Consider the following 14887-nt stretch of genomic DNA (forward strand, 5'->3'; position numbering starts at 1 on the left):
GTCAGGTGCCCTTCTGGGGTACGACCTGGAAGTAGATCGCCGTGATCAGGAAGTTCAGGGCGAACAGCAGCATGAACGTGATCACCACGCTCTGGTTGACCGCGTCGCCGACCCCCTTCGGCCCGCCGCCCGCGTTCAGTCCCTTGTACGACGCCACCAGCGCCGCCGCCGCCCCGAAGACCAGCGCCTTGAGCTCGCCCGCGACCAGGTCCGGTAACTGGCCCAGGGCCTGGAAGCTGGCGATGTACGCGCCCGTCGTCCCGCCTTGCACGAGCACGTTGAACACGTACCCGCCGGCCACCCCGACCACGCTGACCAGCCCGTTCAGCAGCACCGCGACAAGCATCGAGGCGATCACCCGGGGCACCACCAGCCGCTGCACCGGGTCGATGCCCAGCACCCGCATCGCGTCGATCTCTTCCCGGATCTTCCGGGCGCCCAGGTCCGCGCAGATCGCCGACCCGCCCGCACCGGCGATGATCAGGGCGGTCACGATCGGCCCGGACTCCCGGACCACGGCCAGCACCGACGCCGCCCCGGTGAACGACTGGGCGCCGAGCTGCCGGACCAGCGAACCGAGCTGCAGGGCGATCACCGCGCCGAACGGGATCGACACCAGCGCGGCCGGCAGGATCGACACCGAGCTGATGAACCACGCCTGCTGGATCAGCTCCCGCACCTGGAACGGCCGCCGCGGCAGCGCCTTCACCGTCTGCCCGATGAAGGCGGCGAACTGGCCGGTGCTCTCCAACACGTTCATGGCTTCGCTCCCGCGAACGACCCGGCCGGCGCCTCCACGTCGTTCTCCCGGCACCACTGACCGGGTGGCCGCTCGGCCTTCCGCGGCTCCCGGTTGGACGGTTGCAGCTGCATCGGGATCGGCGGCAGCGGCCCGAGTTCCTCACCCGACTCCCGCTCGGCGGCCAGGTCGGCCTCGTCCTTCTCCTCGGACATCCCGATCGGCCCGACCCGCTGGGCGTTCAGGAACTGGCGTACCGCCGGCTCGTTGCTCGACAGCAGCATCTCGCGCGGCCCGAACATGGCCAGATGCTGCCGGTAGAGCAGGCCGATGTTGTCCGGCACGGTCCGCGCGGTGTTGATGTCGTGGGTCACGATCAGGAAGGTGGCCCCCGTCGACTGGTTCAAATCGATGATCAACTGATTGAGGTACGCCGTACGCACCGGATCCAGCCCCGAATCCGGCTCGTCGAACAGGATGATCTCCGGGTCGAGGACCAGCGCCCGGGCCAGCCCCGCCCGCTTGCGCATGCCACCGGAGATCTCACCCGGCAGCTTGTCCTCGGCGCCGGTCAGCCCGACCATCTCCAGCTTCTCGCCGACGATGGCCCGCACCTCGGACTCGGACTTGCGCGTGTGCTCCCGCAGCGGGAACGCCACGTTGTCGAAGATGTTCATCGACCCGAACAGCGCGCCGTCCTGGAACAAGACGCCAAAAAGCCGTCGTACGGCGTACAAATCACGGTCTTTGAGCTTTGGCAGATCCTGATCTTCGATCCAGATCGACCCGCGGTCCGGCCGCAGCAGCCCCACCAGCGTCTTGAGGAACACCGACTTACCGGTCCCCGACGGTCCGAGCAGGACCGATATCTCGCCCGCGGGCAGCGTGAGGGTGACGTCCTCCCAGATCGTCTGCCGGCCGAACCTCTTGGTCAGCCCTTCGACGGTCACCGCCACACCCACCGAGCACCTCCACGCCCGGCGAACAACCGGTTGCAGAGATATAACACGCGTGTAGCCCGGCCGCATGTCCACATTGCAGTTCGCTGTCCAGCTGTGACCTGCACATGTACCCTGACCTGCTTGATCACCTCCCCGCCGCCGGCCGCCCCGCTGTGCGGGTCGGGCCCCCGTCCTGGCGTATACGCGCATCGGTTGTCGTACGCTGAGCGACTTTGTTCCTGAAGGAGGCCGCGAGTGACCGAGTATCCGCGCGAGGTGCGCGAGCGTTTCAACGGCGATCCCGAACTGGTCGGGGACGGGCTGGTCGGGGAGTGGCCGCGCGGAGTGCGGCCGATCGTCATCGAGGAGTACGACCCGGCGTGGCCGCGGCGGTTCGAGGAGTTCCGGGCGGTGATCGTGGGCGCGCTGGGCGAGCAGGTGCTGGGAATCGAGCACGTCGGGTCGACCTCGGTGCCGGGACTGCCGGCCAAGCCGATCATCGACATCGACGTGCTGGTCGCGGACACCGGCGACGAGTCGCGCTACCTGCCCCCGCTGGAGGCGGCCGGGTTCCGCCTGCTGCTGCGGGAACCGTGGTGGTACGGCCATCGGATGCTGATCGACGACGTCGAGGACCTGCATCTGCACGTGTGGCCACCGGACTCGCCCGAGGCGGTCCGGCATCGGCTCTTCCGGGACTGGCTGCGCACCCATCCGGAAGACCGCGACCGGTACGCCGAGACCAAGCGGCGCGTGTCGCACGAGACGGCCGAGCGCCCGGGCGACTACACCCTGGCCAAGAACGAGGTCATCGACCAGATCTTCGACCGCGTCTTCGCGTCGTGACGGGTCGCACTCAGTAGCGGGACGGGAACGGCCGATAGGTAGGACGTGGTGGTCAAGTGGCGTCCGGCGATCGTACTGGTCTGTCTGGTCGTCACCACCCAGCTGGCCGCGCTGATCGACGCCGACCTGCGCCGGCCCGTCCTGTTCACGTCGCTGCTGCTGCTCGACGTGATCGGCGCGGTGTGCAGCTTCCGCGCGGCCCGGCACAGCCCGTACCCGTGGGCCTGGCGCCTGATCGGCCTGGGCCGGGTCAGCGCGGTGGCGGCGTTCGTCAACCTCCTCTGGTACGTGCAGCAGGGCGCCGCCGTGGGCTACTGGCTCGGCATCGGGCTGCGGTCGGGGATGTTCGCCCTGCTCGCGGCGGCCACCTTCACGTCCCGGCTGACCGAGATCCGCGGGCGGGGCCGGGCGCCGTACATCGCCGAGATCCTCATGGTGGTGGCCGCGGGCGCCATGCCGGCCTGGTACTTCGTGCTCGGCCCGGCGTTCGGCAGCGGCGCCCCGGCGCCGGAACTGGCGCGGATCCTCGCGTACGTGGTGGGTGATCTGCTCCTGCTCACCGCCGTCTGCGCGCTGCTGCTCGGCGGCTCCGTCCGCCACCTGCTCCATCCGGCCACCGGGATGGTCTCCGGCCTGGCGCTGATCCTGGTCACCGACATCGTGTGGAACGGTTTCGACGTGCGCGGCGGCATCGACCCGGCCGCGGTCTGGCTGCTCGGCCTGGCCATGGTCAGCGGCAGCCTGCTGATCACGCTGGCCCCGATCGCGCTGACCATCCGCGGCCGCGACCTGGCCCGGCACAACGTGCGGCCGGCCTGGTCCCAGCGGCTGGTGCTGGTGTCGCTGCTCGCCGGCGCGGGGACGATGATCGCGGTGGCGATCCGTGAGGACGCCATGTACCCGTGGGGCGGCCTGGTCATCTGCCTGTTCGTGATGGTCGCGGCGGTGATGGTGCACATGACCGCCTCACTGCGGTCGACCCAGGCGCTGGTCGTCGCCGACCCGCTGACCGGCCTGGCCAACCGCACCGGCCTGGAGGAGGCGATCGCGGCGGCACTCCGGCGCGACGGAACCGTCGCGCTGCTGCTGATCGACCTGGACGACTTCAAACTGATCAACGACGCGTACGGGCACGCGGCCGGCGACACCGTGCTCACCGAGTTCGGCCACCATCTGCGCTCGTCGGTGCGGGCCGGCGACACCTGCGCCCGGATCGGCGGCGACGAGTTCGCGGTGCTGCTCCTGGACGCCCGCGCCCCCGAACTGGTGGCCCAGCGCATCCTCGGGGTGGCCGCCGCCAACCCCGTCCGGCTGGCCGACGACCAGGTGGTCATCCACGCCAGCATCGGCCTGACCGACAGCCGCCCCGGCGACGCCGCCAAGGATCTGCTGCGCCGGGCCGACCTGGCGATGTACGCGGCCAAACGGGCCGGCACGCACACCTGGACGCGGCACGACCCGTCCATGGTCGACCGCCGCGCCCTCGACGCGGCGCTGGCCGACGAACTGGCCGGTGCCGCCGGCCGGGGCGAGCTGGTCGTCTTCTACCAGCCGATCGTGTCCCTGCCGACCGGTGCCTACGCCGGCGTCGAGGCGCTGATCCGCTGGAACCACCCGGCCCGCGGCATGGTCCCGCCGGTCGACTTCATCCCCGCCGCCGAGCGCACCGGGCTGATCTACGACATCGGCCTCTGGGTGCTGGCCCGCGCCTGCGAGGAGCTGGCCCCGCACCAGGCGTACGTGTCGGTCAACCTCTCACCCCGCCAGCTGCAGAGGAAATCCCTGGTCCACGACGTCTTGTCGGTGATCCGCCGTACCGGCCTGGAACCGTCCCGGCTGGTCCTGGAGATCACCGAGTCGGCCATCGTGGACGAGTCGGCCGTCGGGGTGCTCACCGAGCTGCGCGACCACGGCATCCGGATCGCCGTCGACGACTTCGGCACCGGATACTCCTCGCTGCACTACCTGACCCGGCTGCCCGTCGACATCCTCAAGATCGACCGCAGTTTCGTGGCCGAACTCGACGGCACCGCCACGGGTTCGGCGATCGCCTCGGCGGTGATCCGGCTGGCCCAGGTGCTGCACCTGAACACCATCGCCGAGGGCATCGAGACGCCGGCCCAGGCGGCCGAACTGCTGAACTTGGGCTGTCACACCGGCCAGGGCTTCCTCTACTCCCCGCCCCGGCCCGCCGGCGAGGTGCTGAACACCCTCCGGAACCGTTCCGGCGCGACCTCCCCGGCCCACGCCTCCAGCCCGACCACCCCGTCGTAGCCGCACTCCCGCAGAACGGCCGCCATCGCCGGTTGGTGGCGCCGCCGCCCGTGGTCAGCTGGCCGGCAGGCTCGGCTCGCGACGGGGCGGGCTGACGGCGGCGGCGGTGGTCAGCTGGGTAGCATGCTGCGCTCGCCGCCGTGCACGCTGACGACGGCGCCGTTGACGTAGCTGCTGCGGTCCTCGACCAGGAACAGGACGACGTCGGCGATTTCCTCGGGGACACCGATCCGGCCGCGGGCCGTGGAGCGGTCCATCGCCTCGGGGAAGGCGGAGAACATCGGCTCGGTGCCGGGGGTGCGGACCGGGCCGGACGCGACGCTGTTGACGCGGATGCCGGCGGCGCCGAACTCGGTGGCCCAGTAGCGGGTCAACGTCTCCAAGGCCGCCTTGGAAGCGCCGTAGGCGGCGCCGATCGGGGCGACCATGCTGCTGGCGGTCGAGCTGATGTTGACGATGGTGCCGTGGCCGCGGGTCACCATGCCGGGGGCCAGAGCCGCGACCAGCTGGAACGGTGCCCGGGTGTTGACGGCCAAGTGGCGGTCGACGCTGTCCGCGCTGGTGGCGGGGGTGGGCGTCAGGTCGTACACACCGGCGTTGTTGACCAGGATGTCGATCTCGCCGGCCTCGGCGGCCAGGCGTTCGACGTCGGGGGCCGAGGCCAGGTCGGCGGCGACGAAGCGGGCCTGGCCGCCCTGCGCGGCGATCGCGGACACCAGGTCGGTGCCGCGGCGCTCGTCGCGGCCGTGCACCACGATCTGGGCGCCGTGGCCGGCGAGGCGGGTCGCGACGGCCCGGCCGATCCCGGCCGTGGCACCGGTCACCAAAGCCGTCTTTCCCTCGAGTTGTGACACTTCGACTCCGTTCTGGGTTAGCGACCCCAATTTGTAGCCGACAGTTCTGGGTTGTGCAACCCACTCTGTGGGTCAGGGCAGGAGCGTACGGCCGGCCGACTCGGTCAGGCGGGCGGCCAGGGATCGGACCAGGTCGCGGAGCTCGGCCGGGCGCTCGATGGCGAACGGCAGGTCGAGCGCGGCCAGCACCGGCGGGATCCAGTCGAGGCGCTCGGCCCGGATCTCGACGCGGTGCCACGGGTCTCCCTTGTGGATGATCGCGACACTGGCAGGCAGGCGGGAGCGGATCTGCTCGACGCTGCCCTGGACGCGCACGGTCACCTCGTGCCGGTACGGGGCCGAGGCCAGCGAGTCGACCAGGAGCTGGGCCGGGTCCACGCCCGGCGGCGGGGTGAACGAACCGGGCCGGGTGCGGGCGTCCTCGATCCGGTCGAGGCGGAAGGTGCGGTCGGCGGTCACGACGTACCACTTGCCGGAGTGGGCGACCAGACCGAACGGGTGGACCGTGCGATCGCGGGCGGCGTAGCGGATCGCCACCGGCCGGTGGTTCCTGACCGCGTCGGCGATCGTCAGCAGCACACCGGTCTCGGGGGCCGGGAGCTCATCCGCCGGCGCGGTGAAGGCGATCGACTCGAGCAAGGCGTCGAGGCGGGACGCGAGCCGCTGGGGAAGGACGCGGCGGATCTTGGCGGTGGCGGTCTCCCCGGCCGTACCCGTCGCGGTGGTCAAACCGGTCCGGCGGCCGGCGATCAGGCCGAGGAGCACGGCCACCGCCTCGTCGTCACCGAGCATGAGCGGGGGCAGCCGGTAGCCGCCGGCGAGTCTGTACCCGCCGTGGCGGCCGCGGACCGACTCGACCGGGACGTCCAGGTCGATCAGGTGGTCGATGTAGCGGCGGACGGTACGCGGGTCGACGCCGAGGCGGTCGGCGAGCTCGGTCATCGTCCGGATGCCGCCCGACTGGAGCAGCTCCAGCAAGGTGAGCACCTGCGCGGTCGGGCGGGCCATGGACGAAAACTTACATGGAATACTGGGCCGAATCTGTCCAGTATTTCTTTTAGCGTACGCGTCATGAACCTTGTTTCGATCCGCCTCATCACCGACGACGTCAACCGCCTGGTCGGCTTCTACGAGAAGGCCACCGGCCTCACCGCGCACTGGTTCACCGAGGACTTCGCCGAACTGAACACCGCCCGGGGCACGCTGGCCATCGGCAGCGCCCGCACCGCCCCGGGCATCACGCCGGCCGCCAACCGCAGCGCCATCATCGAGTTCCTGGTCGACGACGTGGACGCACTCGAACTGCCGGGCCGGCCGAACACCATGCCGTGGGGCAACCGCTCGCTGCTGACCCCCGACCCCGACGGCAACGTGGTCAACTTCTTCACCCCGGTCACCGAGGTGGCCAAGGCGAAGTTCGGCCTGAGCTAGCTGCCGATCTCGTCGATCCGCACGTTCGGCCGGTCCACGTTCCAGACCGCGTGGACGATGAAGCTGTGATTGGTCTCGTTGAAATAGACCGCCAGGTCCTCCGGCCGGTCCTGCACCACCGCCACCTCGAAGCCGTTGTTCGGCGTGGCGCTGACCAGCTGCACCTTGCCGCTCCGGATGCGCACCACGGCCTGCCCGCCGTCGACCCGGAACGCCTGCGTGTAGGTGTCCACGCCGCCGCCGTCGGTGGTCACCGTCCAGCCGTCGACCACCCGTGACGGGCTGGTCGGCTTGGTCGCCGGCGGCTTGGGCGGCTTCGAGGTGGGCGGGGTGGTCGTCGGCGTCGAGTCGGGCTTCGCGCCGTCGTCGGCCCGCTCGTCCGGGGTCGCGCGGGCCGGGGGAGTGGTCGTGGCCGGCGCCGGAGAAGACGGCGACGCGGAGGGTACGGAGGGGAGCGGCAACGGGGCACGGTCGCCCGAGCGGCGCAACTGGTCGGCCGAGATCAGCCCGCCGTCGTCCCCCGTGGCCGTCCGCAGCACCGGCAACATGGCCACCGAGGCCAGCACGATGCTGGTCAAGGTCGCGGCCAGCCAGCCGAGCAGCGGGAACCACGTCCGGGGACTACGCACGCGGCAATGATCGCACGCGCCTTAAGGTGTCTAGCCATGGCGCTGATCCTGCTGGTCGAGGACGACCGGTACATCACGGCCGCGCTCGTGCGGGCTCTCGGTGATGCCGGGCATGTCGTGCGGCCGGTCGGGCAGGCCGGCGCGGCGTTGAAGATCCTCACCGAGGACCAGCCTGATCTGGTCATTCTCGATCTCGGGCTGCCGGACATCGACGGCGCCGACGCGTTGCGGATGATGCGGCAGATCTCGTCCGTGCCGGTCATCGTCGCGACCGCGCGCCGCTCCGAGCAGAACATCATCACCCTGCTGGAGGCCGGCGCCGACGACTATGTGACCAAGCCGTTCTCGGCCGGGCACATCCTGGCCCGCATCTCGGCCGTGCTGCGCCGGGCACGCACCGCGCCCGAGGTCACACCCAGCGTGATTACGGTCGGTGGGCTGGAGATCAACCCGCGGCAGCGTCAGGCCACCCTCGACGGCAATCCGCTGCAGCTGACCCGGCGCGAGTTCGACGTGCTGACCTATCTGGCCGAGCGGGTCGGTGCGGTCGTCAGCCGCCGGGAGCTGCTGGCCGAGGTGTGGGATCAGGCCCGGGTCGGTGAGGAGCAGACGATCGACGTCCACATCTCTTGGCTGCGGCGCAAGCTGGGCGAGACGGCGGCGGCTCCGCGCTACCTGCACACGGTACGCGGCGTCGGCGTGATGATGATGGAGCCGAAATGAAGCGCGGGGCCGGCCTGACGATGGAGCCCAGGTGAGACGGGCGCTCAACTGGCTGGCGCTGGCCATCACCGGAATGGTGGCGCTGGCCTTCCTGGTGCCGCTGATCGTGGCGACCCGGCAGATCGCGCACGACCGGGCCATCGGCGAGGCCCGCCAGCAGGCGTCGGCCATGGTCGCGGCGCTGGCCGTACAGGCCGATCCGGGTCTGCTGTCGGTCGCCGTGGCCAGCACCCCGGCCGGCAGCGCCGGGCGGCTTGCCGTACACCTGCCCGGTCTGTCGCCGATCGGGACCACCCACGTCGCCGCGGCCGACGTCTCCCTGGCCGGCGATGCCCGCCGCCCGATCACCGCCCAGGCCGTCGGTGGGGTCGCCTACCTGCAGCCGAGCGTGCTCAGCGATGGGCGCGCGGTGGTGATCGAGGTGTACGTGCCGGACGCCGAGATGACCCGGGGGGTCTGGCCGGCCTGGCTGGCGCTGACCGGTCTCGCGGTCGTGCTGGTGGCCGGGTCGCTGCTGCTGTTCGACCGGCTCGGCGGGCGGCTGGTGCGCGTCACCCGGCAGCTGTCCGAGTCCAGCCGCAAGCTCGGCGCCGGTGACCTGTCGGTGCGGCTGGAACCGGCCGGCCCGCCGGAGTTCCAGGACGCGGCGCTCGCCTTCAACTCGATGGCGGCCGACCTGAAACGCCTGCTCGACAACGAGCGGGAGCTGGCCGCCGACCTGTCGCATCGGCTGCGTACACCGCTGACCGCGTTGCGCCTGGACGCCGACTCGATGCCACCAGGCCCGGTCGCCGACCGGATGCGGCAGGCCTGCGACATGCTCGACGAGGAACTGGAACAGATCATCTCGACCGCTCGCAAGGGTACCGGCGCGCGGATGCGGGCCGAGCACACCGACCTGGTCGAGGTGCTGGCCGACCGGCTCGCGTTCTGGTCCGCGCTGGCCGAGGACCAGGGGCGGCGGTACGACGTACGCGGCGGCGAACGGCCGGTCTGGGTGCCGGTGGCCCGCAGCGAGCTGATCCTGGCCGTGGACGCGATGCTGGGCAACGTCTTCGCGCACACCCCGGAGGGCACCGCCTTCCGGCTGAGCGTGTCGCCCGGCGGCGTCTACCTGGACGACGCCGGGCCCGGCATCGCCAACCCGGCCGAGGCGGTGCAGCGTGGCGTCAGCGGGGCCGGGTCGAGCGGCCTGGGCCTGGACATCGTGCGCCGGGTGGCCGAGCAGACCGGGGGACGGCTGGCCATCGGGCGAAGTCCACTCGGCGGCGCCCGGGTGGCGATGCTGTTGGGCAATTCATGAGCCTTTAAGGCTCCTTTATGGGAGGCGCTCGTACGTTCTTCCCCGTCGGTCACGGGACGAACGTCGGGAGAAGACAGCGATGCGCAGAGCGCTCACGTATCCGTTGGTGGCACTCGGGGCCGCCGCCTCGACCATCGTGGTCGCGTCGCCCGCCCTCGCGCACGGCTACGTCTCGTCCCCGCCGAGCCGGCAGGCGCTGTGTGCCACCGGCGCGGTCGCCGACTGTGGACAGATCCAGTTCGAGCCGCAGAGCGTCGAGGGCGGCAAAGGCCTGAAGAGCTGCGACGGAGGGCTGGGCCAGTTCTCGGTGCTGAACGACAACGGCCGCCGGTGGCCGGCCAAATCCGTGTCCGGCAAGGTCACCTTCACCTGGGTGATGACCGCCCGGCACCGCACCAGCAACTGGGAGTACTTCATCGGGGGCAAGAAGATCGCCACTGTGGACGGCGGCAACGCGCAGCCGGACGCGGTGGTCAACCACACGGTCGACGTCAGCGCCTTCCCCGGGCGCCAGACGGTGCTGGCGGTGTGGAACATCGGCGACACGGCGAACGCGTTCTACAGCTGTGTCGACCTGAACGTCGGAGGCGGCGGGGGGACGGCTCCTTCCACCCCGTCCTCACCGCCGCCTGCGACAAAGCCTCCGGCCACCAAGCCTCCCGCGCAGGAGACGACCAAGCCGCCCGCGCAGGAGACGACCAAGCCCGCGCAGCCTCCGGTCAAGAAGGGGGACTGGGCCGCCAACGTCACCTACAAGACCGGGGACAAGGTCACCTTCAAGGGCCAGACGTACCAGTGCCGCCAGGGTCACACCTCGCTGAGCAGCTGGGAGCCGTCGATCTACACGCTCGCGCTGTGGCTGCCGCTGTGAGGATCCGGGCGCTGATCCTTCTCGCCGCCCTCGCGCTGGCCGGCTGCGGCACCGACAAGGCGGACGACGGGAACACCAGAGTGACCGCGGCCGTCCAGGCCGGCGACAAGTACAACGACACCGACGTCATGTACCTGCAGATGATGGTCGCCCATCACGAGCAGGGCCTGGAGATGGTCCGGATCGCCGAGGGCCGGGCGACCAAGCCGGAACTGGCCACCCTGGTCAAGGCGGTCGACGTCACCCAGGCCGACGAGGTCACCATGATGAAGGAGTGGCTGACCAGCTGGTCCAGGCCGGCCACGGTCGACCACGCCCCGAGCGCGCACGCCGACCACGGCGGGCTGCCGGCCATCGGGCCCGAGGAGATGAAGGCGCTGCGCCAGGCCCAGGGCAGCGAGTTCGAGAGCACCTTCATCAACCTGTTCGTCGCCCACCAGCACAACGCGGTGGAGATGGCCAACATGGAGCGCACCGGCGGCGCCAACGAAGAGACCAAGGCCTTCGCGGAACGGGTACGGCAGTCGCGTACCGATCAGATCCGTCAGCTCCTGACCATGCTCAACAGCTGAACCAGCGGCCGGCGGAGCGGGCTCGTCCTTCCCATCCCCAAGGACGAGCCCGCTCCGTCAGTGCATGCAGACCCGGTTGCGGCCGCTCTTCTTGGCGCAATACAGATTGCGGTCGGCCAGAGCGATGAGCGCGGGTACGTCGGGGACCTTCGCCGCGTGGGCCACCCCGACGCTGATCGTGATCGCGAGCCCGTCGGCGACCGTACCCCAGTCGTAGGTCTCGACCGCCGCGCGCAACCGCTCGGCCGCGTCCATCGCGCCGTCGGCCTCCATCTGGTCCAGCACCACCGCGAACTCCTCGCCGCCGTACCGCGCGGCGGTGTCCGACGCCCGGCAGGCGATGCCCAGCAGCATCCCCAGCCGGCGCAGCACCTCGTCGCCCACCAGGTGCGAGAACGTGTCGTTGACCTGCTTGAACCGGTCGACGTCGACCAGCAGCACGGCCCGGTCGCCGGCCCACACGGCCAGCAGTTCGTCCAGGGCACGACGGTTGGGCAGCCCGGTCAGCGAGTCGTGCCGGCTCTCCCGGCGCAGCTGGGCCGTCTCGAACCGGACGGCGGCCACGCTGGCGTTGCGCTGGGCGGCCTCCGAGGCGATCCGCTCAAACAGCCCCCGCCACTGCTTGAAGTGGTCCAGCGCCTGGCGCAGGTCACCGGCCTTCTCGTACGCGTGGGCCAGGTGATCGTGCGTGATCATGGCGGCGGTCTCGCCCTCGGCCAGTTCGATCGCCTCGCTGAACACGGCGATCGCCTCGTCGTAGCGGCCCAGCTCGAGGTAGATGCAGCCGCGGCTGTCCAGGTGGTGGGTCACCACGGCCCGTGAGTCGCGTACGGGATCCAGGTAGAACGTCTCCATCAGTTCGAGGGCCTCGTCCGGCCGCCCGGCCAGCGCGACCGCCTCCCCGAGGTTGGCCACGGCCACCGCCTCGTACCGCCGATGGCCGTTCTTGCGGGCCATCATCATCGCCTCGCTCGACAGCTCGCTGCCCCGCTTGAGCTCGGCCTGCGCCGTCTCCTCGTCCCCGGCCGCCCGCGCGTGCTCGGCCAGCCCGATGTGCCCGCAGGCCATGGTGTCGAGCAGCGCGCCCACGGCCAGGTCGTCGGCGTGGCCGCGGGCCAGGTCGAGCCCGCGCAGGCAGTGCTCGACGCAGAGCTCGTACTGGGCGATGTGCACGCAGACGGCGCCCAGCGTGGTCCGCGCCTTGATCCGCGCGGCCCGGTCACCGGCCCCGTCGGCGGTGACCAGGGCCAGGTCGGCCTCGGCGATCGCCTCGTCACCCTGCCCGACGGCGACCAGCACCCGTGCCGCGGCACACCGGGCGATCGCCTCGCCGGCCTGGTCACCGATGCGCTGCCAGATCTCGATGGCCTCGAGCGCGGCCTTCATGCTCTCCGGATGTTCGTCCTGCCCGCGATGGGCCCAGGCCACGATGGTGAGGGCGCGGGCCAGCACGGGCTCGGGATGCACACCCGCCCGTGCCTCCTCAACGACCCGCCCAGCCACAGCCAGGGCGGTCGAGGTGTCGAACCAGTCCAGCCGCTCCTGGGCATGGTCCAGCGCCTCGCTCACGCCGATCTCGACCACAGCCACCACAGACCGGGTAATCGGCGCGGATGCTGCTGACCTGAGTGTTTCGGGTGTCTCGGGTGCCGCTCCAGTCTCAGATCCCCGCCGGGGCCGGCGTGGGGACGTGGTTGGCCGGTAAAGGTGTGGGGCTGATCGTCCGCTCGATGAAGATGGCATGCCACAGGCAGAACATCGCGACCGTCCAGACCTTGCGCGAGTGATCGGCCTCGCCGGCCCGATGCGCGGTGAGCAGCTGCTGCGCGTAGTTCAGGTCGAGCAGATAGCCGGCCTGTGACGTGGCGAACAACCAGCTCACCCAGTCGCCGATGCGGCCCTTCAGCCACAGCCTGGTCGGGGTCGGGAAGCCCAGCTTGCGGCGGTCCCGGACCGACTCGGGGACGATTCCGCGCATCGCCTCGCGCAGGGCGTGCTTGGTCTCCTTGCTGTGCGGCGGCAGCTTGAGCTCGGTCGGCAGCCCGGCCGCGGCGGCGTAGACGGCCTGGTCCAGGAACGGCACGCGCAGCTCGAGCGAGTGCGCCATCGACATCCGGTCGGCCTTGGCCAGGATGTTGCCGGGCAGCCAGGTGTGCAGGTCCACGTACTGCATCGAGGCCACGTCGTCGACGTCGGCGGTCTCCGCGTACAGATGCGCGGTCACCGTGGTGTGCGGCGGCGCGGTGAAACGCATCAGGGCCGGCTTCTCGGCCGGCGGGAAGATGCGCGCGTTGCCGTAGTAGCGCTCCTCGATCGGGGTGGTGCCCCGGTCCAGGAAACTGCGGCCCTTCATGCCCTCGGGCATCGCGTGCGAGAGCGTACGCAGGCCCTTCTTCATCCGATCCGGGAGCTTCTCGATGCCCGACAGCGAGGCCGGCTCCCGATAGATCGTGTAGCCACCGAACAACTCGTCCGACCCCTCGCCCGACAGCACCACCGTCACGTGCCGCGAGGCGGTCTGGGCCAGGAAATAGAGGGGTACGAGGGACGGATCGGCCACCGGATCGTCCAGCAGGTGCACGATACGTGGCAACTCACGCAACACGTCGTCCTCGGTGACGACCGTCGGGGTCATGCGTACGCCCAGCTGAGCGGCCGTGTCCGCGGCGATCTCGATCTCCGAGTAGCCCTCGTCGGCGAACCCGGCCGTGAACACGTGGATGTCCGGCTTCACCTCGTGGGCCAGCGCCACCACCGCCGACGAATCCACCCCGCTGGACAGGAACGCCCCGACCGGCACATCGGCGTGCAGATGCTTGCGCACACTGTCGCGCAGCGCGTCCTGGATCGCGTGGTAGGCCGCCCGCGGCTCCATGTTCAGCGGCCGCAGCGACGGCTGAAAGTAGCGCTCGATCCGCTGCCCACCCGCCGCCGTCCAGGTCATCCGGTGCCCCGGTTCGAGCCGCTTGACGTGCCGGTGCAGGGTGCTCGGCTCGGGCACGAACTGGAAGGTCAGGTAGTGCGCCAGCGCCTCGGTGTCCAGGGCCGCGCCCGCGTCCCCGGCGAACGGCGCCAGGGCCTTGCGCTCGCTGGCCAGGTGCAGGCCGTCGGTCGTCTCCAGCACGTACAGCGGCTTGATCCCGAACGGGTCGCGGGCGGCGTGAACGGTGCCGGTCCAGGTGTCGTAGGCGACGAAGGCGAACATCCCGCGCAGCCGGGGGATGGCCGCCACACCCCAGTGGTGGAATGCCGCCGCCAGCACCTCGCTGTCACCCTCGGTCCTGAACTCGGCGCCGTGCACCCGGATCAGCTCGGCCCGCAGCGTCCGGTAGTTGTAGATCTCGCCGTTGAACAACACGGTCCAGCGGTCGCCGTAGTGCACTGGCTGCACGCTCTCCTCGCGGTCGACGATCGCCAGCCGCTTGAAGCCGAACGCGCGCCCGTCGGCCAACTCGACCTGGGTGTCGTCCGGGCCCCGGTGGTGCATGGTCTCGCACGCGGCGGTGAAAGCTGCGGCGGTCGCCGGGTCGGGCGGGCCGGCGCCGGGGCGGCTGCTCACGAAGACACTGAGGCCACACATGGGCGTCACTCCTGTCGGTAGCGGCGAGATGCGTGGCGAACCGTACGGTCGTTCTTGTGAAGAACCTGTGGCCTCATCGGAACCCGGTGCCTTCTTCACCGGAATCCCATATTTCTGGTGTCGT

General features: G+C 70.6%; 14 protein-coding genes. 7 read left to right on the plus strand and 7 right to left on the minus strand.

Annotated elements, in window-relative coordinates; all coding sequences use genetic code 11:
- Window position 1: 1 nt before the first annotated feature.
- Entirely contained in the window at window positions 2-760 is a 759-nt protein-coding gene (locus ACGFIO_RS04025; RefSeq protein ID WP_392821679.1) for an MlaE family ABC transporter permease, read from the minus strand.
- Window positions 757-1689: an ABC transporter ATP-binding protein gene (locus ACGFIO_RS04030; protein ID WP_392821682.1), complete on the minus strand. Its 933-nt coding sequence runs from the start codon at window positions 1687-1689 to the stop codon at window positions 757-759. The genes ACGFIO_RS04025 and ACGFIO_RS04030 overlap by 4 nt, the downstream gene beginning before the upstream one ends.
- A gap of 246 nt (window positions 1690-1935) precedes the next feature.
- Here ACGFIO_RS04030 and ACGFIO_RS04035 point away from each other — a divergent pair, with 246 nt between their 5' ends.
- Window positions 1936-2526, plus strand: coding sequence for a GrpB family protein (locus tag ACGFIO_RS04035; RefSeq protein WP_392821684.1), 591 nt, complete (start codon window positions 1936-1938; stop codon window positions 2524-2526).
- Between the two features lie 48 nt (window positions 2527-2574).
- Window positions 2575-4800 carry a putative bifunctional diguanylate cyclase/phosphodiesterase gene (locus ACGFIO_RS04040; protein ID WP_392821686.1) on the plus strand — a complete coding sequence of 742 codons (2226 nt, stop codon included), beginning with the start codon at window positions 2575-2577 and terminating at the stop codon, window positions 4798-4800.
- Between the two features lie 110 nt (window positions 4801-4910).
- Here ACGFIO_RS04040 and ACGFIO_RS04045 read toward each other — a convergent pair whose 3' ends face one another.
- Window positions 4911-5624, minus strand: a complete 714-nt coding sequence (locus ACGFIO_RS04045; RefSeq protein ID WP_392821688.1) for an SDR family NAD(P)-dependent oxidoreductase — start codon at window positions 5622-5624, stop codon at window positions 4911-4913.
- Between the two features lie 102 nt (window positions 5625-5726).
- Window positions 5727-6662 carry a helix-turn-helix transcriptional regulator gene (locus tag ACGFIO_RS04050; protein ID WP_392821689.1) on the minus strand — a complete coding sequence of 312 codons (936 nt, stop codon included), beginning with the start codon at window positions 6660-6662 and terminating at the stop codon, window positions 5727-5729.
- 63 nt (window positions 6663-6725) lie between these two features.
- Between ACGFIO_RS04050 and ACGFIO_RS04055 the strand changes: the two genes are divergently transcribed.
- Entirely contained in the window at window positions 6726-7085 is a 360-nt protein-coding gene (locus tag ACGFIO_RS04055; RefSeq protein WP_392821692.1) for a VOC family protein, read from the plus strand.
- On the opposite strand, the gene ACGFIO_RS04060 is transcribed toward ACGFIO_RS04055, so the two are convergent.
- Window positions 7082-7714 (minus strand): DNA mismatch repair protein MutL, encoded by a 633-nt coding sequence (locus tag ACGFIO_RS04060; protein ID WP_392821695.1) that lies wholly within the window; start codon window positions 7712-7714, stop codon window positions 7082-7084. The two genes, ACGFIO_RS04055 and ACGFIO_RS04060, sit on opposite strands and share 4 nt — an antisense overlap.
- A 36-nt stretch (window positions 7715-7750) precedes the next feature.
- Here ACGFIO_RS04060 and ACGFIO_RS04065 point away from each other — a divergent pair, with 36 nt between their 5' ends.
- The 4 genes from ACGFIO_RS04065 (at window position 7751) to ACGFIO_RS04080 (ending at window position 11183) form a co-directional block, all read left to right on the plus strand.
- Window positions 7751-8437 (plus strand): response regulator transcription factor, encoded by a 687-nt coding sequence (locus ACGFIO_RS04065; protein ID WP_392821698.1) that lies wholly within the window; start codon window positions 7751-7753, stop codon window positions 8435-8437.
- Window positions 8438-8468: 31 nt separating this feature from the next.
- Window positions 8469-9740 carry a sensor histidine kinase gene (locus ACGFIO_RS04070; protein ID WP_392821700.1) on the plus strand — a complete coding sequence of 424 codons (1272 nt, stop codon included), beginning with the start codon at window positions 8469-8471 and terminating at the stop codon, window positions 9738-9740.
- Between the two features lie 79 nt (window positions 9741-9819).
- Window positions 9820-10611 carry a lytic polysaccharide monooxygenase gene (locus ACGFIO_RS04075; RefSeq protein ID WP_392821702.1) on the plus strand — a complete coding sequence of 264 codons (792 nt, stop codon included), beginning with the start codon at window positions 9820-9822 and terminating at the stop codon, window positions 10609-10611.
- A gap of 35 nt (window positions 10612-10646) precedes the next feature.
- Window positions 10647-11183, plus strand: a complete 537-nt coding sequence (locus tag ACGFIO_RS04080) for a DUF305 domain-containing protein (RefSeq protein WP_392822583.1) — start codon at window positions 10647-10649, stop codon at window positions 11181-11183.
- 57 nt (window positions 11184-11240) lie between these two features.
- On the opposite strand, the gene ACGFIO_RS04085 is transcribed toward ACGFIO_RS04080, so the two are convergent.
- Together ACGFIO_RS04085 and asnB are read right to left on the minus strand one after the other, a co-directional pair.
- Window positions 11241-12773: a diguanylate cyclase gene (locus ACGFIO_RS04085; RefSeq protein ID WP_392821704.1), complete on the minus strand. Its 1533-nt coding sequence runs from the start codon at window positions 12771-12773 to the stop codon at window positions 11241-11243.
- A gap of 70 nt (window positions 12774-12843) precedes the next feature.
- Window positions 12844-14742 carry an asparagine synthase (glutamine-hydrolyzing) gene (gene asnB / locus ACGFIO_RS04090; protein WP_392821706.1) on the minus strand — a complete coding sequence of 633 codons (1899 nt, stop codon included), beginning with the start codon at window positions 14740-14742 and terminating at the stop codon, window positions 12844-12846.
- Between the last annotated feature and the right edge of the window lie 145 nt (window positions 14743-14887).

Source organism: Actinoplanes sp. NPDC049265 (assembly GCF_043197135.1).
Taxonomy (GTDB): Bacteria; Actinomycetota; Actinomycetes; order Mycobacteriales; family Micromonosporaceae; genus Actinoplanes.